This is a genomic window from Mycoplasmoides fastidiosum, assembly GCF_024498275.1.
GTDB classification, from domain to species: Bacteria; Bacillota_I; Bacilli_A; order Mycoplasmatales; family Mycoplasmoidaceae; genus Mycoplasma_N; species Mycoplasma_N fastidiosum.
Map to the genome: position 1 here is coordinate 540,074 of NZ_CP101809.1, position 26,688 is coordinate 566,761.

Annotated in this window: 19 protein-coding genes and 10 tRNA genes; 19 read left to right on the top strand and 10 right to left on the bottom strand. The window is 33.3% G+C overall.

Annotated features, from left to right (window positions below):
• Nucleotides 1-17: 17 nt before the first annotated feature.
• On the bottom strand, nt 18-335 hold the full coding sequence (locus NPA10_RS01660; protein ID WP_256547806.1) for a hypothetical protein: 318 nt from the start codon (nt 333-335) through the stop codon (nt 18-20).
• Between the two features lie 394 nt (nt 336-729).
• On the opposite strand from NPA10_RS01660, the gene NPA10_RS01665 reads away from it, so the two are divergent.
• From NPA10_RS01665 to NPA10_RS01675, 3 genes are all read left to right on the top strand, one after another.
• Complete coding sequence (locus tag NPA10_RS01665; protein WP_256547807.1) at nt 730-2,166, top strand: type 1 periplasmic-binding domain-containing protein; 1,437 nt, start codon at nt 730-732, stop codon at nt 2,164-2,166.
• Nucleotides 2,167-2,515: 349 nt separating this feature from the next.
• Nucleotides 2,516-4,024, top strand: a complete 1,509-nt coding sequence (locus tag NPA10_RS01670; protein ID WP_256547808.1) for a BMP family ABC transporter substrate-binding protein — start codon at nt 2,516-2,518, stop codon at nt 4,022-4,024.
• Between the two features lie 222 nt (nt 4,025-4,246).
• Nucleotides 4,247-5,170: a hypothetical protein gene (locus NPA10_RS01675; RefSeq protein WP_256547809.1), complete on the top strand. Its 924-nt coding sequence runs from the start codon at nt 4,247-4,249 to the stop codon at nt 5,168-5,170.
• Nucleotides 5,171-5,266: 96 nt separating this feature from the next.
• On the opposite strand, the gene NPA10_RS01680 is transcribed toward NPA10_RS01675, so the two are convergent.
• Genes NPA10_RS01680 through NPA10_RS01690 form a run of 3 tightly spaced genes read right to left on the bottom strand, consistent with a single transcriptional unit; the run spans nt 5,267 to nt 9,562 of the window.
• The gene (locus NPA10_RS01680) at nt 5,267-6,199 is read right to left on the bottom strand and encodes an ABC transporter permease (protein ID WP_256547810.1); all 933 of its coding nucleotides are present in this window, start codon (nt 6,197-6,199) and stop codon (nt 5,267-5,269) included.
• A 6-nt stretch (nt 6,200-6,205) separates the two neighbouring features.
• The gene (locus tag NPA10_RS01685; RefSeq protein ID WP_256547811.1) at nt 6,206-8,008 is read right to left on the bottom strand and encodes an ABC transporter permease; all 1,803 of its coding nucleotides are present in this window, start codon (nt 8,006-8,008) and stop codon (nt 6,206-6,208) included.
• Nucleotides 8,009-8,020: 12 nt separating this feature from the next.
• Entirely contained in the window at nt 8,021-9,562 is a 1,542-nt protein-coding gene (locus NPA10_RS01690) for an ABC transporter ATP-binding protein (protein ID WP_256547812.1), read from the bottom strand.
• 321 nt (nt 9,563-9,883) lie between these two features.
• Here NPA10_RS01690 and NPA10_RS01695 point away from each other — a divergent pair.
• The 12 genes from NPA10_RS01695 to NPA10_RS01750 all read left to right on the top strand — a co-directional run bounded on the left by NPA10_RS01695 (nt 9,884) and on the right by NPA10_RS01750 (nt 13,526).
• Nucleotides 9,884-9,969, top strand: a tRNA-Tyr gene (locus NPA10_RS01695).
• Between the two features lie 3 nt (nt 9,970-9,972).
• Nucleotides 9,973-10,047, top strand: a tRNA-Gln gene (locus NPA10_RS01700).
• 5 nt (nt 10,048-10,052) lie between these two features.
• A tRNA-Lys gene (locus NPA10_RS01705) sits at nt 10,053-10,127 on the top strand.
• Between the two features lie 53 nt (nt 10,128-10,180).
• A tRNA-Leu gene (locus NPA10_RS01710) sits at nt 10,181-10,267 on the top strand.
• A gap of 5 nt (nt 10,268-10,272) precedes the next feature.
• Nucleotides 10,273-10,346 (top strand) — tRNA-Gly (locus tag NPA10_RS01715).
• Nucleotides 10,347-10,813: 467 nt separating this feature from the next.
• Nucleotides 10,814-11,842 (top strand): ZIP family metal transporter, encoded by a 1,029-nt coding sequence (locus NPA10_RS01720; protein WP_256547813.1) that lies wholly within the window; start codon nt 10,814-10,816, stop codon nt 11,840-11,842.
• 17 nt (nt 11,843-11,859) lie between these two features.
• On the top strand, nt 11,860-12,834 hold the full coding sequence (locus tag NPA10_RS01725; RefSeq protein ID WP_256547814.1) for a hypothetical protein: 975 nt from the start codon (nt 11,860-11,862) through the stop codon (nt 12,832-12,834).
• 170 nt (nt 12,835-13,004) lie between these two features.
• A tRNA-Asn gene (locus tag NPA10_RS01730) sits at nt 13,005-13,079 on the top strand.
• Between the two features lie 6 nt (nt 13,080-13,085).
• A tRNA-Glu gene (locus NPA10_RS01735) sits at nt 13,086-13,162 on the top strand.
• 64 nt (nt 13,163-13,226) lie between these two features.
• Nucleotides 13,227-13,302 (top strand) — tRNA-Val (locus NPA10_RS01740).
• Between the two features lie 35 nt (nt 13,303-13,337).
• A tRNA-Thr gene (locus NPA10_RS01745) sits at nt 13,338-13,414 on the top strand.
• A 27-nt stretch (nt 13,415-13,441) separates the two neighbouring features.
• A tRNA-Leu gene (locus NPA10_RS01750) sits at nt 13,442-13,526 on the top strand.
• Nucleotides 13,527-13,648: 122 nt separating this feature from the next.
• Here NPA10_RS01750 and NPA10_RS01755 read toward each other — a convergent pair.
• The 6 genes from NPA10_RS01755 to NPA10_RS01780 form a co-directional block, all read right to left on the bottom strand.
• A complete protein-coding gene (locus NPA10_RS01755) occupies nt 13,649-14,527 on the bottom strand; it encodes a HemK family protein methyltransferase (RefSeq protein ID WP_256547815.1) in 879 nt (292 codons plus the stop codon).
• A complete protein-coding gene (gene prfA / locus NPA10_RS01760; protein WP_256547816.1) occupies nt 14,520-15,614 on the bottom strand; it encodes a peptide chain release factor 1 in 1,095 nt (364 codons plus the stop codon). Before prfA ends, NPA10_RS01755 begins: the two co-directional genes overlap by 8 nt.
• A 124-nt stretch (nt 15,615-15,738) precedes the next feature.
• A complete protein-coding gene (gene rpmE / locus NPA10_RS01765; RefSeq protein WP_256547817.1) occupies nt 15,739-16,044 on the bottom strand; it encodes a 50S ribosomal protein L31 in 306 nt (101 codons plus the stop codon).
• Nucleotides 16,045-16,230: 186 nt separating this feature from the next.
• Nucleotides 16,231-17,010 carry a hypothetical protein gene (locus NPA10_RS01770; RefSeq protein ID WP_256547818.1) on the bottom strand — a complete coding sequence of 260 codons (780 nt, stop codon included), beginning with the start codon at nt 17,008-17,010 and terminating at the stop codon, nt 16,231-16,233.
• A 178-nt stretch (nt 17,011-17,188) separates the two neighbouring features.
• The gene (locus NPA10_RS01775; RefSeq protein WP_256547819.1) at nt 17,189-19,156 is read right to left on the bottom strand and encodes a transketolase-like TK C-terminal-containing protein; all 1,968 of its coding nucleotides are present in this window, start codon (nt 19,154-19,156) and stop codon (nt 17,189-17,191) included.
• Between the two features lie 209 nt (nt 19,157-19,365).
• The gene (locus NPA10_RS01780) at nt 19,366-19,944 is read right to left on the bottom strand and encodes a hypothetical protein (RefSeq protein ID WP_256547820.1); all 579 of its coding nucleotides are present in this window, start codon (nt 19,942-19,944) and stop codon (nt 19,366-19,368) included.
• 584 nt (nt 19,945-20,528) lie between these two features.
• Between NPA10_RS01780 and NPA10_RS01785 the strand changes: the two genes are divergently transcribed.
• The 4 genes from NPA10_RS01785 (at nt 20,529) to NPA10_RS01795 (ending at nt 26,270) form a co-directional block, all read left to right on the top strand.
• Nucleotides 20,529-21,740 carry a ribonuclease H family protein gene (locus tag NPA10_RS01785; protein WP_256547821.1) on the top strand — a complete coding sequence of 404 codons (1,212 nt, stop codon included), beginning with the start codon at nt 20,529-20,531 and terminating at the stop codon, nt 21,738-21,740.
• Nucleotides 21,741-22,042: 302 nt separating this feature from the next.
• The gene (locus NPA10_RS01790) at nt 22,043-22,762 is read left to right on the top strand and encodes a ribonuclease H family protein (protein WP_256547822.1); all 720 of its coding nucleotides are present in this window, start codon (nt 22,043-22,045) and stop codon (nt 22,760-22,762) included.
• Nucleotides 22,759-22,950: a hypothetical protein gene (locus NPA10_RS04405; protein ID WP_416388926.1), complete on the top strand. Its 192-nt coding sequence runs from the start codon at nt 22,759-22,761 to the stop codon at nt 22,948-22,950. The genes NPA10_RS01790 and NPA10_RS04405 overlap by 4 nt, the downstream gene beginning before the upstream one ends.
• 608 nt (nt 22,951-23,558) lie before the next feature.
• Entirely contained in the window at nt 23,559-26,270 is a 2,712-nt protein-coding gene (locus NPA10_RS01795) for an OppA family ABC transporter substrate-binding lipoprotein (protein ID WP_256547823.1), read from the top strand.
• Nucleotides 26,271-26,688 lie beyond the last annotated feature (418 nt).

The following is a 26,688-nucleotide window of genomic DNA, read 5'->3' on the forward strand; positions in this document are numbered from 1 at the left end:
GGCTTTGTTCAAGTTTTTTATTCCTTATCTTCTGCAATCTTGCTTAAATATTTGGATAATGCCATAATTTTTTTACGGTTTTGTTTGACGTATTCGCTTTTTTCAGGGTTTTGATCATCAGTTAAACTTTGAATCAAGCTAATGTATTTAGAAAAAACTTTGATGGCATCAATTGTTGTGGAGAGCGATTCAGTTTTATAAGTTAAATCTTCAACCACATAATCAATTTTTTTGGTGACATTTCCCATGCGACGGAATGTTAGAAAAATGGAGATCACAGTAATGATCGAAATTACAATTAAAATTCCTAACAAAATTTGCATTCAAAGTGGCATAAAATCATTCCTTCATGGTGTTTTGAAACCACAATTTTAATCGCGTTTCAAGTTAAATTAACATATCTTCTAATTTTAGTATAAAAAAATTGATCAAGTAGTTAATTTTGGCTTTTTTCTGGGCTCTAACAAGTCAAGCACTAGCCAAGAGTTTAGTTGCAATTGTTCAAATATTTTTGGAGCACCAGAATTATCCCTAACTAAAAAGCGGTTTGTTCGTTTGAAAAAAACTAAATTACAATGAATCATTTTATAATTATTTTAATGACCAAAAGTTTCTTCTAAACGAATGGTTGATAAGTTGCAAAAAAACGGCAAAACATGTTGGAACTGATCTTGCAAAACGAAGATTAGTTTTACCAAAACCAGAATTTTGCCAAGGATAATTTTTAAAATGATCACCCCAAAAAAATCCCAAAAAGCACAATGAAAAATTTGTGCAACTAGTTTCTGCTTCAGTATGATTGGTTCCATGGTGTTAACTGCTTGTGGCAGTGGTGCTCCAGTAGTTGCGACTACTGATGTGGCCCGATTACAAGATTTTATTGATCGACAAAACCCAGTTTTTGAAACTGCTAAACAAGCAAAACAAATCCAAGATTGACCAGTTACTTTAATTACTGCTTCAGGTCAAATTCAGGATAATTCGTTTAATCAATCTTTATGAGAAGCTGTAAGTAAAGTTAGTGTCCAAGCAGGAATTACTCCTGGGACTTATCAAGAAACTTTTGAAGATACCAACTTAGCTAGTCAGTACCAATTAGCTTTGCGTAATAATAAAAAAATCTGGGTTTTAAGCGGTTTCACCCAAGGCGCAATTTTAAGCAATTGATTAAAAATTCCCGCTAATCGTCAGGCTTTTATTGACAAACAAGTCATTGTAATTGGGGTTGATTGAGCTCCAGATCCAGAAGTTGTTCCGCCTGGCCAAGGCATTGAGCTATTATACCGCACTGAAGAATCAGGGTTTATGGTTGGATATGCGACTGCGGGTTATTTATCTAAAAAATATCCGACTGATCCAACCAAGCGGATCGTTAGTGCTTTTGGTGGTGCTGCTGATGCGGGAGTAACCAGTTTTTTGGCTGGTTGATTAGGTGGCATTGGATTTTGAAACAACACGAATGAAACTACGGGTTTTTCAAATAAAGCCGATAATCAACCGGTTAAATTTAATGATAATTCAATTATTCTGAATACAGCTTTCATCGAAAATAATTCGATTCGGGCACAAATTAATGCCTTAGTTAATCACAATCATCCCCAAATTATTTTGCCCGTTGCAGGTGTTCTAACTGGAACTACTTTAGAAGCAACCAAAAACAGTGACCAATTAGTAGTTGGTGTTGATACTGATCAGTCTTTAGCTTATCCACAGTACCAAAATAAATTCTTTAGTTCGATTGAAAAACGCTTGGGTTATACAACTTATAAAATTTTGTCCGAACTATTATTAAACAAAGCTAATACTAGTGCATTTTTACAACAAGATTCTGCTAATCGGTTTAATTTAGTTGGCAGTATGCAACCTAGTAATGTCATTTTAAATAAGGGTTTTGATGATGAATATGTGAGTTATGCCGCTTCTACTTTAGCTGATCCCACTGATCGTGCAATAGCTAATGATGCACTAAAAGCTGCAGCTGAACTGTTTGCCAAACACAGTTCCAAACCAACTGTGCACATTCCAGATGTCAAACTAGCTGAAATTTATGGTTCTTTAAATATTCCTGATGTATCAATTGACACTAACAATCAAATGATCTTAAATGCTTACATTCGGAATTACATAAACCAAAACCAATCTACTCCAGTGCAAAAACCAAAATAAATTCAATAAAAATTAAAGTTAAACAACAAAAATCACCTTGAATAATCAAGGTGATTTTTGTTTTCAATGAAGACAAAGATCTAGAAAAAAATGCTTATGATCAAGATATTTGCTCCAAGTCAAATATTTATTCACCTTTTAATTGTTGCATTAAAAAGATTTAAATTTTGCCAGAATTAAATTTAAATTATAATTAGTTTTGCAGACTCAATGGTTAGTACCATCAACTGTGAGATTGTAAGCTTTTGCTTGAGCAAAAAAATGAAAATTTGTGGAAGTAAAAGTTTTTTTAATTTTATTTAATTCAAAATAAGGAATAATCAAATTGTTTAAGACTAAAAACTTAAAAATGATGAAGCCAAAAGTTTTATTGACTGGTTTAACAATGGGGATTTTATCACCATTAATTTTAGCGGCTTGTGGTAGTGGTGCTGGTGTTAATGTTGGTGCAACTCCAGTGGCTACTACTGATGTGGCAAGAATGCAAAGTTATGTGCAATCTCAAGACCAAGTTTTTGCGGCTGCTAAAGCTGCACAAACAGTGCAAGATTTGCCAATTACTTTAATTACTGCTAGTGGACAAGTGAATGATAATTCGTTTAACCAATCATTGTGAGAAGCGGTAAGTAAAGTTTCTCAACAAGCAGGAATTACGCCTGGATCTTATCAGGAAACAAGAACTGAAACTGAGTTAGCGGGCCAGTACCAATTTGCTTTAAGAAGTAATAAAAAAATTTGGTTATTAAGTGGTTTCCAACAAGCCAGTGAACTAGAAAAATGGTTAAAAGTTGACAGCAATAAAAAAGCATTTGTCGATAATAAAATTGTTGTTGTGGGGGTGGACTGAGTTCCGCCTGCAAATATTATTCCTGAAGGTCAATCCATCAGCCTATTATATAAAACCGAAGAATCAGCATTTATGGTTGGATATGCAACTGCAGGCTATCTAGCTAAAAAATATGAAAATGATGATGCTAAACGATTTGTTACTGGTTTTGGTGGGGGAACTTTTGCGGGTGTGACTAGTTTCTTATCTGGTTGATTAGGCGGAGTTGGTTACTGAAATAATGCCAACATGACTACACCATTTTTAGAAGCTAATAAAGCTAAACCAGTGAAATTTAATCAGGACACAATTATTTTGAATACCGGATTTGCTGATAACGCAAATGTCCGTACCCAAATTACCCGATTAGTGCAAGAAAAAACTCCGCAAGTGGTTTTACCAGTTGCAGGAACATTAACCGGTACTACTTTAGAAGCAATTAAAGATACTGAACAATTAGTGATTGGTGTTGATACTAACCAAGCTTTAGCTTATCCCCAATTTAAAGAAAAATTCTTTACTTCCATTGAAAAACGGATTGGTTTAACTGCATATAAAGCAATGGCAGAATTATTGTTAAACAAAGCCGCGACTAGTGAATTTTTAAAACAAGATGAAACACATCGTTTCAGTCCTCTAGGCTCTACTAAACCAAGTAATGTGATTTTAAATAAAGGGTTTAGCGATGATTTTGTTGCTTATTCTGCATCAACGTTAAAAGATGAAACAGACCGTAAATTAGCTAATGATGCGTTAGCAGCTGCACAAACTATTTTTACAAAACGAACTAGTGGTTCAGCATCTGCAACAATTTCTGGCGTAACTTTTGCAGCCGCATATGGTTCATTGAATATTCCGGATATGCAAGACGCAACTAAAAACCAAACTATTTTGAATGCGTTCATTAAAGATTATGTTAACAAACCTCAAGCAACAACCGGAACAGTTACTGCTGGTGCAGGTGTAACTGCTGGAGGAACAACGGGTGGTGCTGCAGCTGGAGCAGCAGCGGGTGTAGCTGCTCAAAAATAATTGCTAATTAGTTTTGAGATTGAATTAATAAATGTTAAAAATCACCTGTTTTTTGCAGGTGATTTTTCTTTTTGTCTTCCTAAATTTTTGACTTGCAATAGCAAAAAGAAAATATGTTTGAATAATAATTCCTAAGAAACCATTTTTTTAATTTAAAATGCAGCTTAGCGGTATTTTTGTAGTACCAGTAAATGTTTTTATCTAAAAAGTTTATGAGCAACAATGGCTAATTTATTATCTAATCTTTTTAAATTCAAAAATAAAAAGAAACCTTCTCATCCCGATCGGGATGAAAACCTTGATGTTGCTGAAACTGAATTAGTTGATCCAACCAATTCTGAACCCAGCAAAATTGTTCAAACTGCTTTTCTTCAACAAAACATTCTTAATTCTTTTCGTAACAAACTAAGTTACATGTTGAAAGAAAAACGATATAAAAATGACGAATTAATTCAAAAATATTTAAGTAATGACTGGATTTTTGTCGCTAAACGAACTGATAATGCTCCGTATGTAGTTAATCCCGAACTAAGTTATGATAACTATTGTCAAATGATGAGTGAATTAACAGAAAACGCGTACACCATTTACCGACAACTAACTTCTTCTTTAGAATTTTTGGAATTACCATCTGAACGTTTGTACACTGAAATCAATTACGAATTCAATCTTAAAGATCATTTCTTTAAAAAAATTATGGGTGATTTTGAAAAAATTCTACCCGGGTTTTTCAGTTGGGAAATCATCAGTGATGAAATTGAAATGCAAATTTTTCATGAAAAAAAATTTGGACCTAGTTTTGTTGAAATCATTTTAAATCTTTTCAAAATGTTTCCTGATAAATACGCCCGTCTAACTAGTGCAATTTTACGAGATTATGAAATTCTGAATGGTTTAGAGTTCAGTAAAGACAAACAAAAAATTCAAGAACGTTGAGTTGCTTATTTAAACGTTTGAAAAGATATTCTAGCCAAATACATTGCTTGAACGCATGAAGTTGAATGAGAATTTGTGAAGTTAAATAAGTATTATGTGCAAATTTATGAACACCGTTTGCAACAAAATTCCGAATTTGAACGCAATTTAATGCAATCACTATCAATGTTAAAAAGACCTAAAAAACACGAACTAATTCTAGGCAACTAATTGCTTCTGTGATTAAAAATAAAAAATCAACCAAATGATTTGGTTGATTTTTTATTGTCGTTTCAGTCAGTAATTGTTGAAAAAATTGGCTTTAAGCTACCGGGCTTGTTTATCATAATTTTTCCCAACCGCTTTAGGACCCAATGAATGTTTTGATGTCAAAGCTAAAACAATAATTGTGAACAAGTAAGGAATTATGAAAAAGAAGTGACTGTAATTTTCTAGGGGTTTTAAAGCACCGACTCCAGTCCCTAACACAATCCCTAGAGAATAAAGCAAACTAAAACCAAACCCAGCTAAAACAATTGACCAAACTTTTCACTGACCAATAATCAAAATTGCTAGACCTAAAAATCCTAAACCCTGAACATTAGCAGCAAAGTTAGAACCAACATAATCAATATAGATTGCCCCGGCTAAACCAGATAAAGCCCCTGAAATAATTGTTCCTTGGTATTTATAACTATTAACATTAATTCCAACCACTGCTGCAGCTTGGGGGTTTTCACCGATTGATTTTAAACGTAAACCCCATTTGGTTTTGGATAAACCAAACCAAGCACAACCAATAATCACAATTGTTAAAATTAGTTTTAACGATAAAATATTTCCCCAATTTCCCGCAATTGCATTTTGTGCTAAGGCTAATTCTGGAGTAACTAAACTAAACCGGGAACTAGTACCTAAGACTAATAAGAAAATGATAGCAATCCCAAAAGCCAATAAATTCATGGCAATTCCCGCAATAATTTGATCGGCCTTTAATTTGATAACTAATAAATTTTGTAAAAGCGAAAAAATAATTCCGGCAATGATTGCAACCAGATATAAGGGTAATTGCACCCAAATACTTTCGCTGCTAAAAATTTGGGCAAAAATGCCATAAAAAGCTGCGGCAAAAATCATGCCGCCATCAACTGCAATATTAACAATTCCCACCCGTTCACTAAATAAAGCCGCAATTGCTGCAATTGTTAAAATACAGAAAAATAAAATACTACCGACAAAAATTGAAGCAAAAATTTCCATGGTTTTCTACTCCTTTAATTGTTGAGTTTGATCAGTCATTAATTGGGTATACTGCTGGGTGGTTAAAAAACGTTGGGGTTGTAATTCTAAAAATTGGGATAGTTTTTGGGCATAAATTTTGGGATAAAATTGGCGGTAAAATAATAATCAATAATAACGGCCCATCACTTCTCGAGCTTGAGTGCGAACTTTTTTGGTTAACTGCTTTTTCTCACGGTATCATGCCCAAAAATTTGAGATTAACTGCTTTTTCTTGTAATAGTGCAATTGGGTCAGCTGAGTTTGCACTTGGCTTTTAGCATTTTGGATTTGATCTAAAAAAGCAATTTGGGCTTGATCGCTTTCTAAACTTAAATAATAGTTCCAATTCGCTTGAGCTTGTTTTTTGAGTTGAACAATTGCTTTGTGGTTTTGTTTCAGTAAACGACTGTAATGACGTCACTCTAATCAAAATTGCTGCCAATGAATTTTTTGCAACTGCCGGTAAAAACTGAGATTTAAGACGGATTGCTTCGTTCATTCTTGTTCTAACTGATTTAAAAATGTACTAATGAACTGAATTTTTTTGGCTTGATCTGGTTGTTGTTTGAGTTCAGTTTGGAAGTGGTGTAACCGTTTTTGAAACTGTTGTTGTTGGTCACGGGTTCAATAAATTTGGGAATTTCTCAATAATAAAAATTTAGTCTGAATTCAAATTAACGGGTTAAACTGACTAAAAACCGCGGCCATGGCGACCAGATAAATTACGATGCCCACAATAATGGTGTAAGTATTGATGTTTAAATTGGGATTACCAACATAAATCCCTAAACCTTCAGATCCAACATTAAAAGCAGCATAGAATAAACCACTAAAAATAATGCCGACTGGTGAATTCAAAGCTAACATGGTAATCGCAATTGAATCAAAACCTAAATTTAACGGACCATTTAAACCCGCAATATTAAAGTCCTTATTCAGAATCACAAAGTATAAAAATCCGCATAACCCGGCTAAAAAACCCGAAAATCCCATTACCAAAACGGTTAGTTTACGGTTATCAACTCCTGAATATTGCGCAGCAGTAGCAGATAATCCGGTCATTTTAATGGCATAACCTAAAGTAGTTTTGCGAACGATTCATCAAATGATAAAAGCAAACCCAACCGCAATAAAAAACAACAACAAGAAATAATTCAGGGTTTCATAAAAATTAGGCAAAACATGTGCATAAGATCGAAAAGCAAATCCGGGAAAGTTAAACCCTCCATCCAACCGGAAAATAAATCGACACAATTCAAAAACAATCCAGTTAAATAAAATTGTGCTAACCACTTCATTAACTTTAAAATAGGCCTTTAAAATTCCGGCTAAAAGTGCAATTCCAAACCCACTTAAACTAGCAATCAGAAAGCTCACAAACAAAATTCCTGTATCAACAGGAAACGAATTTTGTTCATTTGCAAACTGGTGTAAATACATGGTTGCAAACGCTCCACCTAACATCATTTGCCCAGGGACACCGATGTTAAATAATCCGGCTTGAAACCCAATTCCTACAGCAATTCCTGAAAAAATATAGATTGCAGTAATTAACAAGTATTTATTACTATTAACATCAACTGCAGCAAAAAAGGCTTGATAAACTAGTAAGGGGTTGCTTCCAGAAAAAGAAATAAAAATTCCGGCTAAAATTAATCCAAAAATCACTGCTCAGAAAACGTTGTACAATTTGCGTCTTCCATTCTGGTCTTGAACAGCGCGTAATTTACGTCAAACCCAGTTAACTCCGTTGTTAATTTGTTGATTTCAAATGCTGATCTTATTCATAATAGTTAGTGGTTAGTTTTTTGTTTTATTAATTCCGGTCATAATTGATCCAATCATTTCCCGACTGACTTGACTAATCGGAATTTTCGGGGATAATGTTCCGTTATTAATGACCGCAACCGAATCGGCTAAGGCTAACACTTCATCTAATTCGTATGAAATTAACAAAATAGCTTTATTTTGGGCTTTATCTTTCAATAGAGCCTGGTGGATGTTTTGGATCGCTCCAACATCTAAACCCCGGGTAGGCTGACAAACTAGTAATATGTGATGCGGGGTTAATAATTCTCGTCCCACAATTGCTTTTTGTTGGTTTCCTCCCGATAAAGCCCGAGCTTTAGCTTGACCCTGATTATCACCCCGAACATCGTATTGGGTGGCAATTTGGTGATAAAATTGGCGGAGTTCACGGTTTTTAATGATGCCCAAAAACTGAAGGGTCTTATCTTTTAACCGTCGGATAATCGTATTTTCAAAAATATTGAAATCCAAAACTAATCCGTATTTTTGTCGGTCGTTGGGGATGTAAGATAAACCCATAGCTTGACGAAAATGAATTGATTTTTTAGTAATATCAACCAGTTGCTGGGTTTGAGGATCATAAAACTTAATGGCGCCAGTTTTGGGTTTAACTAACCCAGCAATAATAAATTCAATTAGTTCTTGCCCGTTACCTTCAACCCCAGCAATCGCTAAAATTTCACCTTTTTGTAATTGAAAACTTACGTCTTGTAATTTCTTAACACCCTTAGTTGAAACATTTTCGAATGATAAAAAAACTTCTGAATCAATTGTAGTTTGGGTGTTTTTAGATTCAACTAAATTAGCCCCAACCATAGCATGAGAAACGGTTTTTAAATCCACTTGCTGAAAATCAGGAATTTTTAGAACAATTTGACCCAACCGAATTACTGCAGCACTATCAGCAACCTTTTTAAGTTCATTCAGTTTATGAGAGATAAAAATAATCGTTTTATTGGCTTTTTTAAATTCCAACATTGTTTCTAATAGCCCATCAATTTCTTGGGGGTTCAAAACCGCAGTTGGTTCATCAAAAATTAAAATATCAGAATTACGATACAACATTTTCATAATTTCTACTTTTTGCTGGGTAGAAACAGTTGCATCACCAGTTTTCTGGTTTAAATCAAAATGTAAACGGTATTTTGCTTGCAGGGCTTGAATTTTTTTAATTGCTGGTTCCCGATACAACATTCGGTTTTTTTCAAATTCAGATCCCAGTATGATGTTTTCTAAATTAGTAAAATCTTCAACTAATTTAAAATGTTGGTGTACCATGCCAATTTTCAAGTCATTAGCATGATTCGGATCCTGAATTTCAATCCGTTCGCCATTGATTTTAATGTAACCATAAGTCGGGTTATACAATCCAAACAATACCGACATTAAAGTGGATTTACCCGCCCCATTTTCGCCGATTAAAGCAAAAATTTTGCCTTTTTCAATTTGTAAATTAATTTGGTGATTTGCAACAAACCCGTTAAATTCTTTCGTCAAATCAACAAACTCAACCGCATATTGTTTCTGATTCATTGTTTTGTTGCTGCTTTCTTCTTTTAGTTGGTGACCCAAAGCCAATCAGCTGATTCAATTTTAACATTTAATCCTGAATTTATTGGGCTGAATGGGGTTGACAAGACCGAAATTTCCCGAATTTCACATGAAAATTTATAAAAAATAGGCTATAATTTTGATTAGCAATTTGGTTGATGAAACCATTAATTGAGTTCAACCAAATTAATTTTTTAAAATTATTTCTGATGCTCTTTTTGGTTAGAAAATAATTTTTTTTGGTATAATCTAATCTGGTTTTTACAAAAATTTCTCCATTTTTGCAAAAACAGACGGATATTTGGGTAGGTAGCGAAGTGGTTAAACGCTTCTGACTGTAGATCAGACACCTCATGGTTTCGGGGGTTCGAATCCCTCCCTGCCCACCATATTGGGCTGTAGCCAAGCGGTAAGGCACCAGACTTTGACTCTGGCACGCGGTGGTTCGATCCCACCCAGCCCAGCCATATATGATCCACTAGCTCAGCGGTAGAGCATTTGACTTTTAATCAAAGGGTCCAGGGTTCGATCCCCTGGTGGATCACCATTTATATTTTTCAAATCATTTACCAAAAAACATCCCACTGTTTTTTGGGTTCTGCTGGAGTGGCGGAATAGGTAGACGCCCAGGACTTAAGATCCTGTGAGAGCAATCTCGTGGGGGTTCGAGTCCCCCTTCCAGCACCATTTACGCAGGTGTAGTTTAGTGATAGAACTATAGCCTTCCAAGCTATAAGCGTGGGTTTGATTCCCATCACCTGCTCCAAGTTTTTAAGCTCTTTTTTAGGTAACCTCTAAGTTCAGCCAATCTCAGATTGGTTCTACTGGATTTTTCTTTTTTCTACTTGTTTAGAACCATATTAACTTTCTATTATTTGAAAAATATAAGTTTTTTATACTTCCTTTATTAAAAACTCGTCGATAAAGAAATACTTTATGGGACTTGTTTTTCAATCTTTTTTACTATTCAAATTTGAATATCTTTCTATTAATATAGACCCTTTCGTTATATGAAAAAAATACCTGTTTAAGCTCAGCAGGTATTTTTTATGTCTATTTTGCTAAAATTGGAAAAGTTTTTGCAATTTTTGGCAAATCTAATTTATAATTTTTCTAAATTTACTTCGTTAAATTATAAAAAAAATAACAATTATTCGTAAAGTATTTAGAAAAATAATAAAATACTGAATTGAATTTAGTTATCAGAAAAACAAGGAACTTAGTTGGCTATTTATGTTTAATGGCATTATCATTAATTCGTTTTCGGCTTATGGTAATTATAATTTTAATGCCCTAATTTTGAGCTTAATCATCATTTCGGTTCCGGTTTTAATTACCGTTCTTGCTCCCTTAGTCAAAGCAACTTTAAGTAAAAAAGCAACAATGTTATTGTATGCTTTCACCATTGGGTTTTTTCTAGTTTTAGGACTGTATGGCGAAAGTAATGAAGGTTTACACTTCTTGCAAGATGGTTATCCTGATCATCCCCATTTAATTGGTATCCAAGTCGGGGTAATTGCTGGTGGAGCGTTATTAGGTTTAGCTGGAGCGTTATTCTTTAAGTTCTTAATTAGTAAAAAACTAAAAGTTTTGAACTGAAACCAACTAATTCATCATACCCACCAACACGATTCTAACCAGCATGATCACCACCAATTTCACCATCATGCTCATGGTGAGGATTATTTCTTAGATCGAGCTAACAGTGCGATTAAAAACAAGTATTTAGCAATTTATTTATTACTATCCCACCGAGTGGGAGCGGGGTTATTTTTAGGTTATACGGTTTATCAAATTGTTAGTGGTTTAGGGGGAGGAATCTCTGTTACTTTCATCATTGGTTTTTTTATTCACGTTATTCCTGAAGAACTAATTTTGTATTACCGAATGCGCGAAATGCAAATTCCGAAATGAAGGGCAATGGGTTATTCATTGTGAATGAGTTTATTGTTAGTTCCCTTCATTTTTATTGGTGCTAATTTAGGCACTTTTATTGGTGCCCAACCCTGAATTCAGGCGTTATTACACATTATTGTTGGGGTTTTATTCAGCTTTGTTGCTTTAGTGGAGTTACTACCCGAAGTAATTGCTGAAGCCAAAACCCAAAAATTGTGATATCTAGCAATCATTTTACTAATTTTAGGCATGATTAGTGCTTTTTTGGTGATGAATTTACACGTTCACGAACACGGCGGGGGTGAAGCTAGTTCGAGCTTATTTGCCCATCCACTATCTCATCTGGCTCCTAAACTACGAATTTAAACAAACTTAATTTTTTCATGAAATGTCAATTTTCTCGTTCGGCTAAACTTTTTTGTTGAACTAGTTTTAGTCTTATTAGCTTTGGTTTGAGTGCTTGTAGCGCTCAAACTGCTGCAACCACATCAACTCCTTCGACTGATCCAGTGGTTTCTAGTGTTATTAGCACTCCGGAAGCTGCAGTAAATTTCGGGGTTCCAGTTGCTCAATTATATGCTTTACCCCGAATTACTGATTATTTACAGCAACCATATCGACCTGATTTCCAAATTCCGAATGATGTAGGGGTTAAATCAACCGAATTTCACACCACGATTTTTAACCAATCCAATGTTGCTAACGCTTATGCAATTGCTAATTCAAATTTGGTGGCTAAGAATTTAACGATTCCTCTAACTAAACAAGCAACTGATCAAAAATGAACCTTAGTTAATGCTTATCCGGTTCCTGGTAATGTTGCGGTGGTGATTGAAGTCGAAACTAAAACACAGACTAAAACAAATTATGTTTGGTTTTTAAACCAGTTCGACCAACATGGCCACTTACTTTCCAGTCCTAATACACGAACCCACCCAACTGTAACTAGTTTTTTACAATGGGAACAGTTACACCGGGTGTTAACTAATGATCAACGGCAGTTTAATTTGTTACAACCAGAATTATTTGCAGCGATTAAAACAGTTAATTTATCTGATCCGGATGCGGCTTCATGAATTCAAACTTATCAAACCAAATTAACGACTTTATTAAATTGGTATTTACTGCGCTTTAGTACAACTGCAGATGATCAAAATGTTCATCGGCTAACTCTAACCCATAATCCTGCAACCGATCAATCAGATCGGGGTATCATTAGTTTTGATGTTAATGTTTTAAACATTAATCAACAACCAATTTGATCAAGCGCTAAATGACTCATTAGAGCTAATGGGTTTGCTCATTCAAACCCCAATTTTAACTTATCAATTGAACAAGTTGCTCAAACGACAAATTAAAAAATGTTATTTTTTCTTAAATTTAGTTTAAAATTTATTCTTGCATTATTGAAATTATAATTCGTAAAATTTTGATAAAAAAAGCAAAAAAATCAAAAATTTTTAATATAATCTATTAAGGTTTTTATTTTTAAAAGCAAATCACTTCATCATTCATATTTTATATATTTGGTCACATAGCTCAGCGGTAGAGCAACCGGCTGTTAACCGGTTGGTCGTAGGTTCGATCCCTACTGTGACCGCCATTTTTTGGCCCGTTGGTGAAGTGAACGAACACACACGCCTTTCACGCGTGCATTCACGGGTTTGAATCCCGTACGGGTCACCATATTAAATTATTAATACTACTAATAGTTTCTTTCAGAGTTAGAATTTTTCTAACTTTTGTTTTTGGAGTGTTAGCTCAGCTGGGAGAGCATCTGCCTTACAAGCAGGAGGTCGGGGGTTCGAGCCCCTCACACTCCACCATTTTTTTACAATAAAAAGATTTATCTTTTTTTGTTGCCGACTTAGCTCAGCCAGGTAGAGCAACTGACTTGTAATCAGTAGGTCGTAGGTTCGATTCCTATAGTCGGCACCATAGTTTTAAGCATACTCTTATGCTTATGCACCTGTGGCGGAACTGGCAGACGCGCTAGACTTAGGATCTAGTATCGAGAGATGTGTGGGTTCGAGTCCCTCCAGGTGCACCATTTTAGAAATTAATCATTTTTTTAAAAGTGATTGGTTTCACAAAAGAGACCCCATTGATAAAAAGCCCTTTCTTACATTTAAAGAGTGTGTAAGAGAGGGCTTTTTGCTGTTATCAACTAAATTATTGGAGTTTGGGTTTTAAACAAACAACACGTAGCTGGTTGTTTCAATCATTAATTAACTCAAAATCCCATTCGGGATGATTTTGTTGGGCTATAGTTCATTGAATTTGGTGTAAACTACTTGTTTCTAAAACCACTAAGCGTCAATGTGAATTACTAGTTAAATAAGTTAACAAGGTTTGATAGTGCTCTCACCCATAATCGTTAGCAAACAAAGCTAAGTGGGGTTCATGTTTAACTAAATTAGTATCAATGATATCCGTATAACCAACATAGGGAAAATTAGCTGAAATAATTTGGTAAGTCGGATTTGTGGTTAAAAAGTCCAATCAATCAGCGGTCATTAAATTAACTTGGAGTTGGTGTAGTTGGGCATTAGCTTGAGCATTAGCAATTGCATCGGGATTTAAGTCTAATAAAGTGGTGTCAAGTTGGTTTGAATATTCGTGTTGAACACTTAAACCAATAATCCCTGTACCCGTGCACAAATCAATGTACTGTCATGGTTTTGCTGGTTGGGGTAAACTGGTTATTAACCGGTGAATTTGGGTGATTAAAACTTTAACAACTAATTCAGTTTCATGCCGGGGAATAAAGACTTTAGGATGCACTTGAAATTGACGGTGATAAAAACTAGTTTGCCCAGTAATTCGTTCTAGAGGAAATTTTTTGTAACAAGCTGCAAGTACAACTTGTCAAAAAGCACTAACCGGAAAATCAACTGGTTGGTACATATAACTGATGAAATCAAGCTTGTTAGAGCATTTTGAAGACAAAAAATAAACCAATTCAAAAAGAATTTGCTGACTCATTTGCTTGTAGTCAGTAATTTTTTTGCCTTGGTTAATTAATGTCAGAAAACTAACGGGGTTATTCATCAGAACCAATTAGTTTATTTAATTTTTCGGATTGATCATAATTGATCAGCGCTTCAGTGATTGGTTCCAAATTGCCTAGCATGATCGAATTTAAACGGTTAATGGTTAAATTAATGCGATGGTCAGTGACCCGGTTTTGGGGGTAGTTATAAGTGCGAATTTTTTCTGATCGATCACCAGTGCCAACTTGAGAACGCACAATTTCGCCAATTTGTTGGTTTTGTTCGTCATTTAATTTTTTTCACAACTTGGCCCGCAACATTGTCATTGCTTTTTCCCGGTTAGAAATTTGCGATTTACCCTCTTGACAAGCAGCAACAATTCCGGTTGGTAAGTGGGTGATCCGAACAGCTGACTCAGTTTTGTTCACGTGTTGACCCCCAGCTCCTCCAGCTCGGAATACATCAACCCGTAAATCAGCGGGATTGATTTTTACTTCAACTTCGTCTTGTTCAGGTAAAACACTAACCGTAATTGTTGAAGTATGCACCCGCCCTTTTGATTCGGTTGCAGGAACTCGTTGGACCCGGTGAACCCCGGATTCAAAAATCATTTTAGGATAAACGTTTTTGCCAGATAAACTAAATGATAAATAAGTTGTGCCAATTGCATTGGTTGAATAATCAAGAATTTGTAATTGTCATTTATTATTTGCGGCATATCGTTTGTAAGCTTCAAATAAGTCATTCACAAAAATACTTGATTCATCCCCACCTGCTGCTGGACGCATTTCAATGATAACATTCTTGTTAGCATTTGGATCAGGGGGAATCAATAAAAACTTTAACCGTTTTTCTAATTCGGGTAATTGGTTTTTCAGCTCGTCTAATTCAATTTGAGCTAGTTCAAGTAACTCGGGGTCTTCTTTGTTTTGTTTCTTAATAATTTCTTTGGCTTGGTTGAAATTAGTTAGAAATTTTTCATATTCCAAAAACCCATAATGAGCTGGGGCAACTTGCGCAATTTTTTTGTTGAGTTGCACAATTTTAGTGGCATTATCACCAACTTGGTTTAATTCTTCAACTAGTTTTTCATGAGTTTCATGAATTGATTTTAAAGCTTCATATAAATGCTGACTATGATTCATAACAGCGGCAGTGAACCTTTCTTGTTGCCTTGGGGGAGTTAAATGGGAAAATAGTGTGCCAGAAAACAACAAAAAGTAGTGGCAAGCATCAATGTTGCCACTACTTTAATGAAGTTTGTTCAAGTTATTTAATTTCCAAATCAGCCAAAGTTTGGCGTTTTTTGCGGGTTGGTTTAGCTTTTGTCACTTCTTTTTTAACTGCTGGTTCAGCAATCTGTTTTTTTCCAGCTTCAAATTTAGATAATAATTTTTCAGCTTTTCCGGTTACTTTACCCATGGTATTTTTACCAAGATAAAACGGGTGACATTGGGAGCAGATTTCCACAACAACTTCGGAGTTTTCTAAAGTTGATAAAACAGTAAATTTAGACTGACATGAAGAACATGTAAAATTAACGTTTGTGGCTTTGGGATGAATGTTTTTTTTCATAATTAGGGTGAAATTTTGTGCTAATTGAACAAAAATTAGGAAAATAAATTAAAAAATTAAAAAGTGATTATTCGCTTCCTACTTAACAAAGCTGCAAGCGAATAAACACATGTTCGTTAATTATAACCTAAAACGACTTAATTCTTGCAAAAAATATGCTGGGATTACAGAAAACAAACACCTAATTTAACTCTTTTTATAATCGGGTTTTGCCGCAGTTGGTTTGGATTTTTGAGTTTGTTTTTGCTGCTGCAAATAAAGTTGTCAGTCAGTAATTTCAGGATCGTTAAGATATTTTTGATAATTGGCCCGGATGTCTAATTGTTTATCAAGGGCCATTTGTTTTTTCTCATCAGCATAAATTAAAATTGGGGTTTGATCGGTTTGTAAATAATCCCAAACAACAATTTTATTCCCAAAAAAGACCCGTTCAAAAAACTGGTGGCAACGGTGAAAATCAACATCAGAACGTAACCGTACTTCTTTAATGTATTCGTGCTTTAAAATGGTTTTAAGGACATAATCAGGGGTGTTAGCGTATTTTTGGTGTAATTGCTCTAAGTTCAGTGGTTGTCTGGCATGTTCGTAATAACTGGACCACTGGTCTAAATAAATTTTGAATAATTGTTCATCAGCGAGATCAGAATAACTACTGCGCAATTGTTCCCAATTCGGCCGAATTAAATTATCTAAAAAATATTCGGTTTCTAAATACTCAGCGGTTGATTTTAAGCTTAAGCTTAAAATCTTTTTCTTTGCTTCAGATTTAGTGTGAAGCAAAGTTCACATCAAATGCCGTTTAGTTTTTAAAATCAGCAATTCAGTTGCCTTTAGAACGCTTAGATACAAAGGCTCTAACTGGTTGTTAGTCCACAATTTTTTCAAAACTAACTGAGTTAACTGATCCCCATTATAGTTTTTGATTTCTTCAACAAACGCTAAATAATAAGGGTTAGTTTTCAACACACTAGAGTTCATAACAGGCCTTGAGTTTTGCTTTCTAAGATCAAATTTTAAAAGATTTTTCGGGAGAATGAATAACTTTTTTACTGACACTAAAATTCTTAAATTGAAATGATTGCTTAAAATAAAACAACCCCTGTTGGTTAGTAACAGGGGTTGAAATGTTTCGGTTGTGCTGGGGTTATTTCTGCACAATTTTTAACACCCGATTCGCCATTTTTTCCACTAGAAAATTTAAGGCTTTGACAACATCACCAGCTGGTGCTGATAAGCCAAACCGGTCAATCCCCCAAGAATAACGGGCGTATTTTTTTCAACCTAAAGTTGCACCAAACTCTAAGCTAAAGGTATAACGGTGTTGTAGAATACTTTTTTTGTATTCGATGTCTTGTTCATCAAATAATTTGGTACATCAAAATGAGACAACTTGTACGGTTAAATTTTTAGTTTCTAAAAATTCAGCTAATTGTACGGCTAATTCGACTTCACTACCTGTGGCATACAACATGACATCAGGTTGGGTGTAAGCTGTTCCATAGATCACATAAGCCCCCCGGCGAACATCTTTCATGTTGGACTCAATGATTTTAAACGGTGCCCGACTAGAAGTAATCACAACCGGATTTTTAGCATCTTTTTGCAATCATAGTTCTAAAGCTGCTGTAGTTTCAGCAACATTACTTGGTCGGGCTACATAGACATGAGGTGTGGCACGTAACATTGCTAGTTGTTCAATTGGTTGGTGGGTTGGCCCATCTTCACCAACAGTAATGGAGTCATGAGAGAAAACAGTTAAAGTGTTTAATTCATTAATTGCGCCCAACCGAATTGCGGGTTTGGTGTAATCAGCAAAAGCTAAAAAGGTTGATCCTGCAGCCAACACTCCCCCATGAGCACTAATTCCGTTGTTAATTGCTTGCATTGCTAGTTCGCGCACCCCCATATTCCAGTTTGGTGCAGCATGATCAGTAGCTGACGCAAATGGTTGGTTTTTGTGGATGATTTTAGTAGAAACTGATAAATCAGCATTTAAAGTAATTAAAGTCGGATTAGTTTTAGTTACTAATTGATAAACATCACCAACAATATTCCGGCTGGCTTCGTTGACATAATTAAGTGCTAATGCGGTCTCAGTGAAGGAAAGATCGAATTCGTTATGACTAATTTGGTTGAATAAACCAAATTGCTCCGGATCAGTTGTGGCTAAAGCTTCTAAACGCTCTTGGTATTGTTCTTTAGTTGCTTGGGTACGAGTGTGTAAACCATCAAAAGCTTGATAAACCGCAGCATCATAACTGAAAGGCGCTGCAGTGTATTCTAAGTTTTCGCGCAAGCACACAATCTCTTCAGCGCTTAAAGGAGCACCATGAACAGCAGAACTGTTTGCTTTAGGTGAATGCGCCCCAATTACGGTTTTGACCTCAATGACACTTGGTCGATTCGCAGCTTTAGCAGCTTGTAAAGCTTGATCAATGGCAACTGGATCATCTCCATCAGTGACTAGATGATAATCAATATTAAAAGCTTCAAAATACTTCTGATGATCCAAAATTTCAGATCCACTAGTTGGTCCATCCAACTGGATGTTATTCGAATCATAAATCAGAATTAATTTGGATAGATTGTAATAAGCTGCAACACTTAAAGCTTCGTGAAAAATTCCTTCTTGAAAATCCCCATCACCAAATAAACAATAAGTGTAATGATCGACTACACTCTGGTTATTAGCTTTAAACAAAGCGCTTAAGTGAGCTTCGGCAATCGCCATCCCCACTGCTGCACCAACCCCTTGGCCTAATGGCCCAGTTGTCATTTCTACCCCGGGTAAATGGTTGCGTTCGGGATGACCCGCATAAACTGAATTCAGCTGACGGAAGTTTTTTAAATCGCCAACATGAACATCTTTCATCTGAATTGCTGCAAACAACGCGTACAACAAAGCACTACCATGACCTGCACTTAAAACAAACCGGTCCCGGTTGAAATAGTGTGGATCTTTAACATCAAAGTTGATGTGATTAGCAAACAAGGTCGCTAGAATCGGTGCTGCTCCTAATACAATTCCAGGGTGACCAGAATTAGCCGCAGCAACGGCTTCAACACCCACTACCCGGATTGCGTTAATCGCTTTTAGTAATTGATTACTCATGCATCTTCCTTCAAATATTTAAGTTTCAATTCAATTTTAACTTCAAGACTAACTGGTTTTTGTTGGCCTTTATGAAGTGCAATTGTAATTATATATTTGATTAATTAAATTTTTAATGATTAATCAAACCAGATTAATCTTATTGAGGGCATAAAAAAAATACAAGTTGCAGTCCTTGTATTTTTGTCACTTTGGGTCAGAAGTAGAAGTTAATCTTCTTCTTCGTCTTTTAAAGGTTTGCCAAAATAGGCGTAAAAATCATCAAAAGTTTCAATTTTGCGTCAGCGAACTGACTTCATCTTGCGTTCTTTGGAGATATAAACTTTCCGCCGTCAAATGACTTCGTGCTTATCTTGTAATTTCGGAACAAAACAACGGTCTTTTCACCGAAATTTACAAATTTGGTTTTCTAAAAAAATATACTCGTGTCCTTCAAAAAAGATTTTTGAAAAACCCTTCAATAAAATACCTGAACAATTAATACATTTCACAATAAAAGCTTCAATGGATGGATGATCGCTTATTTGATCAATCAACTTCCATAAATCAACTAACAACTTATTTTTGAAATAAGGCAAATCTTTTGGCAAATCTGCTAAAAGAGTTTTCACTTTGGGTATCATCTGATTTTTTAGATCTTCATACGAAGTATAGAAGATTTCAAAATCTTTACTGTTGGGAAGAATGTCACTAGCTGCTTTGCAGCCACTCTGTTGCGTCTTAAATCGGTTATAAATAAATACAAAACGGTTCTGTTTTTCTAAAGAATCTGATTTGTTTGGGATCATGCTTTCAATTTTTATGTTTTCTAGATTGGTAGTCAAAGCCTAGTTGCTTGAAAACTAGACATTGTTCCATTTTCCATTATATAAAATTTTTTACAGTTTTAAATTGCGAAGCACGCCCAATTAGGTAAGAATTTTGATTAAAAAATTCCAATAAAAATCATTAATTTTTATGTTTTTTGATTAAGATTGATTACGACGGTATTTTTTGTTACCGATTTTTGGAAAAAACAATTTCTTTTTAAGATCAAAATTAGACTTAATTTTATTCGTTAAAAATTTATTAATTGTTTTTTAGTAACCGAATTCAAACCAAAAATACTAATTTCTTGCTGGCCCAAAGACAATCCCCTAATTCTGTTGATAAAGACGTGCGAAACTGCATTCAATTTCTTTATGTGACCGATAGAATTAGACAAATTGTTACCGATCAGCAGAAAACTTGATGCAAAAAATTAATAAATTTTTCACATCTAATGGTAATTGATTGTGTTTTTATCTTTTATGTTTAATAATTCGAAAATAAGGAGCAGTTAATTAGTTACAAAATATTTATATTAATAATAATTATTTAAATTTAATATTTTATGAACAACCAACATTTTAAAAAATTTAAATCGTTGTTTTCTTCTGCGGGAAATAAAACAATCGTTTTAAATTCTGAAGCAGATTATGAGAATTTAATCAGCTTATTTAATTCCCATCAATTAATAAAATACTATGATAGTAAAAATCCAAATCTTACTAAGGCTAAGAAAATGGATAATATTTCAGAGTGATTTAAAATTGGGAAAATGCATTTAATTTTCTATCTTAGAAAAAAGAAGAAAAGATCGTTTTCTATTCAAAATGCAAAAGAAGAAATGGGTTTGCAAAAACTTTATCAAGTTTTATCTGATGAAATTTTAAAAACTTATTTTGATGTCGATAAAAACGATATAAAAAAAAGTGTATCAGCTGTAACTGATAAAACAAATAATTCATCTAGCTCAACATCGGCTAAGAAAGCAACGCAAACTAAAACAGAAAGCAAATTAATTACTTTTGCGGGTGGAGATGAAAGTGGAAAAGGGGATTATTTTGGTAACTTAACGATTGCTGTTTGTTATCTGGATGATGAAACCCAAAAAAAATTAACTGATTTAGAAAATAAAATTCAAGATTCTAAAAAACTTAGTCCAGAAAAAATTTGTATTCTTGCTGAAGAAATTCAAAAGATTCTTGAAGGCCGTTTTGTAATCATATCAGTACCGCCTAAGCTATATAACCAGTATTATCTTATTTTTGAAAATCAAAATGTGGTACTAACTTATCTTTACTGAATTGCTTGAATTCGTTTAAAAGAAAAATATGTGTGAGAACACAAAAATTCGGATGGGTTTGATCAGGCTGAAAAAATTATTGATGGCTTTATTACTGATGCGAATTTATTAGAAGATTACTTTAAGAAAATCAAAAATAAATTTCCACTGGATCCCCAAACTGGCAGACATTATGATTCAGTAGGGGAATTTACCTTCGCCCCAATTTTAGATGCTAAAGATTTTAAATTAGTGGCTAAAGCTGAAGATAAATATTTATCAGTAGCGTGTGCATCGATTTTGGCGCGTGATAGATTTGTAAAATCAATTGAAAATGCTTGTAAAGAACTGAATTGTAATATTAAATTAGGTGCTAATTTTACCAAGATTTATTATGATTTAGTTATTGAACAAATTATGAAAGTAAAAAACATTAAATCACCTGAAGAAGCTAAATTTAACTACATGAAATTTGCTTTCAAAACACCAACAAAATAAAAAATTGATGATTAAAAATCAAACCATTTATCTTTGAAAGTAAATAATTGACCAGTATTTTTAAAAAAAGAATTAAGGAATTAAAACAAATTTATGAGTGACAGTTCATTTCAAAAATTTCCACCAAAAAGAAAAAGATCAACTATTATTTCCGAAGAAGAATGACAAGAACTTGTTAATTTTTTTAAGAAAAAAGGATTAGTAGATACAATCACTAAAAAAGAACAAACCAAATATAGGAATTATTCACTGTTTTAAAATAAAAAAATATGTTTAATGTTTTCTAAAAACAGTAAAAAAGATTGAAATTATCTATTTCAAATATTATTAAAGAATCTTCTTTTGAAGAAGTTTCTAAATTTTTGCCTGCTAATTTTTTTGCAATTTATTTTAAAAAGCCAAAGTTAACACCTAATATTAATAAAAAATCAAACGAAACTAATGAGTTCACTAAAATAGAAAACATTAATCAAATTTATATTTGTGCAGGAAATGATGAAAGTGGTAAAAGTGATTCTTTTGGCAGCATCACAGTGTCAGTTTGTTTTCTCAAAAGTAAAGAAATAAAGGAAGAACTGATAAAAAGAGGAGTTAAAGATTCGAAAAAAATTGATGATGCTAAAATTCCAAAATTAGCTCGCGAAATTAAAAAAATTTTGGCTAATCAGTTTACATCTTATTCAATTAGACCAGAAATTTATAACAAGTTTTATCAACGATTTGGAAATATTGATAAAGTACTTGTCTATTTTCATTTAGTAGTTTGAGGTCAATTGAATTCCAAATTATCTTCTAGCATAACGAAAAACATTTTTGATTCTAGCCCAAAAATTATTGATAGTTTTGTAAATAAAGATATTTTTTTAAAATATTGAAATGATTTTAGTAAAAAAATAAAAAAAATAAATTTTCTTACAATATATCCAATTATTCACTTTGATCAATTCTTGATCCAAAAAATTTTGAACTTATATCAAAAGCGGATGAAGAATACTGTTGTGCGGCAGCTGCATCTATTTTAGCTAAAGCATTATTTTTAAAATCTATAAGAAAACTTGAACATAAAGCAAAAACAAAAATTAAATTAGGAAGTTCAATTTCTGAAAAAGAAGAAAATGAAATTATTAAAAAACTTGCAGCAGTGGATAAAATAACAGAAAAAAAAGCAAGATTAAAATATATAAAATTAAAATCAACAAATTTAAAATAAAATAAATTTTGAGAAATATTATTTATTTTTTAGTGTAAATACAAATAAATTATTAACAATTAATCTCATTTAATTAGAAAATTTATTTGTTAATTTATCTATGACAAAGAAATAAAAAATAATTTTAATTAAATTAAAAATCATCAACAAATTTGATATTAATATGAGCAAAATTAGCCTTTTTATAACAATATTTTTGCACATATCATGTTTGAAAAATACCAAAAAATAATATTTTATTTTTTGTTTCTGAAATACGTATTTGTGATAAGATTAATTACAAATTATTTTTTGTAGTTCAAAAATTTAAATTCAAAATGTTCTCAATTCAATTTAATAAATCTTTGAAAACCCAAGATATTATTGTCACTGACCATAATAATATTTTGGTTTTGAAATTATTTAAAAAATTGAAGCAGAATTTAATTTAAATAATAATTTTTTAAAAAATTGATTATTCTTCAAATTTAATAATCTCAAAACCTATTTATTTACTATTTTTAGTTAAATAAATAGGTTTTTTTATTCCCTTTTTGAAGATTTCTTGAATTTTTATTATTCAACTATGAAACAATGTTTTTTTAAATTAATCAAGAGGTTCTCAAATTATGAAACTAAGTAGTTCCCAAAAAGCAAGTAGACGCCTATTTGCTTTAGGACCCGTTTTTGCAATGACTGCAGCTACATTATTATCAGCTTGTTCAACAACTACACTACCATATTTGCGTAATGAATACTACTTCAAAGTCAATTCTGATCCGACCAAAGTTAAAACAAGAGCTTTTGATTGAGACTACACAAAAGTTGCTGCAGGTAAGTCATATAGTAATATCACACCCAACTTAATTGAATATCAATATTCTGGCGATTTTACTTTAAATAGTGAAGGAAAACCCACACCTGAATCTAATGCTAAATATAAAATTACTTTTGCTGCAGCTAAAGCGGTTCATGTGACCGTAGAAGAAAATGGTCAAGAAAAAGTAGTCGTATTTGATAGTGATGATGCCACAGCTGGAGAGCGACCAGATGATATTCAAGTTGGAATGACAGTACAACTTTCTAATCAACCCAATTCACTTAACAGTCCAGCTTTCAAAGAGGCTTTAAGAGCTGCTAAAAAAGTGCAATTTACTTTGAAAGAAGGTATTTATTGGGTTAATAATAAGGGTGAAAAAACTGAGTATCAATTAAAACCAGAAGATTATTTCACTAAATACGCCCGAACAGTAATGTTAAATGTGGATTATCGTCATGCTCATGGTGGTTCTAAAAAAGCTGATGATTATGCTAATGAAGTGACTTATAAAGATTTGTTAGAACCTAATTCCAATCCGTTTTTACCAACAACATATTACAGTAACGAATATCTAATTGATTTATTTGGGATTGATGCTCAAAAACTAACTAAAAAAGAAAGTTTTTTGACTCCGGTTGCCAGTGGCGAACAAGCAATTACTTTTGAAGCTGCTGCTCAAACTGCAACTAATTCCAGTCAAATTCAAATTAGTGCTAATGAACAACCAAGACAAATCTTTTTTGATAATTTTATGGACAAAATTATTCTTGCGGGCGACTATTTTAATCCAGCACCAACGGATTTCATTAAAGCTAATCAAAGCAGAAATCCAGGTGATGTAACTGGTTTAGCAGCAGAAATTGGTTATTATTGATATGGCGCTAAATTTGAGGATATGTTATATGCTGGACCTTATGTGATAACTGAATCAAGCCATATTCGAACTGCATTAAAAATGAATCCGCATTATTTCGATCAAGAATGGGTTAAAGATGACAGTTCCATTCGAAGTATTGTGTCTGAAAATGATGGTAGTGAGGCTCAAAGTTTTCGTACTCAAAATTTTGAGTTATACAAAAGTGGTCAAATTCCAAGTATTTCTTTCATTTCTTTATCTGAACTTCAACAAACTGAAGTTTTAAATAGTGTTAAAAGTGGTTCGAAATTATTCAATTTATCCTATAATGTCTCTCCAGATTATCAAGGTTTTTCTGGCGGAACTTTAACATGAAGATCTAATCTTTACGCGAACTATCAAGATCCGATTGTTCGAAAAGCAGAATACGCTTTTAATGATGCTTTTGCATTACTAATGTATGGTAATACTATTGCAGATATTGAAGCCGGTAAAGTTCCAACAACTAGTCAACATTTTTGAACTGGTGATGGTTATACTTTACGGTCCATTCTTTCTTCAGCTTTCAACTATTATGCTTTCACTAATGAACTAGGAAAAGAATTAACCCATTGAAGCAGTTTAGCCCGACCAGATACTCCACTTGGGGGCAAAGATCAAGCAAGTGCTGAATTAAAAAATTTAGCTCATGATCCGCGTCAATTTGGATTCTTCTTTTATGGCGGAGCAAATGGTAATCAAAAATTTGAGAAAACTTTAGCAGCTGACCAACAACATTCGATTGCTAATACAACTAGTCAAGGGGTTCGATATCAGTCTAATAATTTTGATCAACTAAAACAAGAAACCAAACGTTTATTAGATAAATTCTATGGGGTAACAGAGGCTAATCCAAAGGGAACTGGAATTGCTCAATTGCCTAGTGATCCGCATCAAAAAGTAAAATTAACATTTTTCACTCGCTCATCTGCAACAACAGCTAATCGTAAATCAGCAACTGGAAACGCAATTAATGTTTTAAAAAGTTTAGATCCGCGTCTGGAAATTAATACTGCTGATTGAAGCCAAGAACGGCTGGATGGTTTAATTAACGCTAAAAGTCCACATACACCAGTTGGTTGATATTATGATGTAAATTCTTATGCAGGATTTTTAGGCGGATTTTTATATCCTTCCCGCAGATATTTATGATTCACTTCCTTATTCCATTTTGCAGATGAAACAACTGGTTCTTCAACTAATCCAGGAATTGCCAGTCATAAAGATCATTTTAAAGAAATTCGTAAACTGGCAAATGCATTTAAAAATTCTAGTCTAGTCTTTGCTTCTGGCGCTAAAACTTGAGAAGAAATGAAAAAAGGAACTAATAAAGATTGAGACCGTCCTTTAACTTTTATGAAAAAAGAACCAAATAGTGATTACAATCCAACAGTTGCCTTAGCCCGATTTGCTTTGGCTTATGCAAATGGTTTAACTAATCAAGAATTAGCTGATTTAAACTATGAAATTACTTCATTAATGGGAATTGCTTTAAATTCAACTGCTGCTTATCAAATTGCTAGAGACCCAGTACCATTATTGATTAACCGACATTATAAACTACCTGTTGGTGTTAATGGTGATGCACCATCATCTCGATATGCTCGAATTGAAAAAGACGCTTAAATAACTGCAATTTTGCTAATTTCAATCCATAAAAACAAAATAAGCTCTAATTAATATTGGAGTTTATTTTGTTTTGTTTAATAAGAGTTGATATTTATTTTTTTCATTGAGTTTTGTGGTAAAATTATTTACAAATTATTTTTTTATAGTTCAAAAAATCTAAACTCAAGATGTTATCAATTCAATTTGTTAAATGTTTGAAAATTCAAGATATTATGGCCTCTGGCAATAATAATATTTTGGTTTTGAAATTATTTAAAAAATTGAAGCAGAGCTTAACTCAAATAATAAAATTTTTAAAAACTTATTAATTTTTTAAAAATTAATTATTCTTCAAAATTCGTAATTTCAAAACCTATTTATTCACTAATTTTTAGTTCGATAAATAGGTTTTTTCTTGCTTTATTTGAAGGGTTTG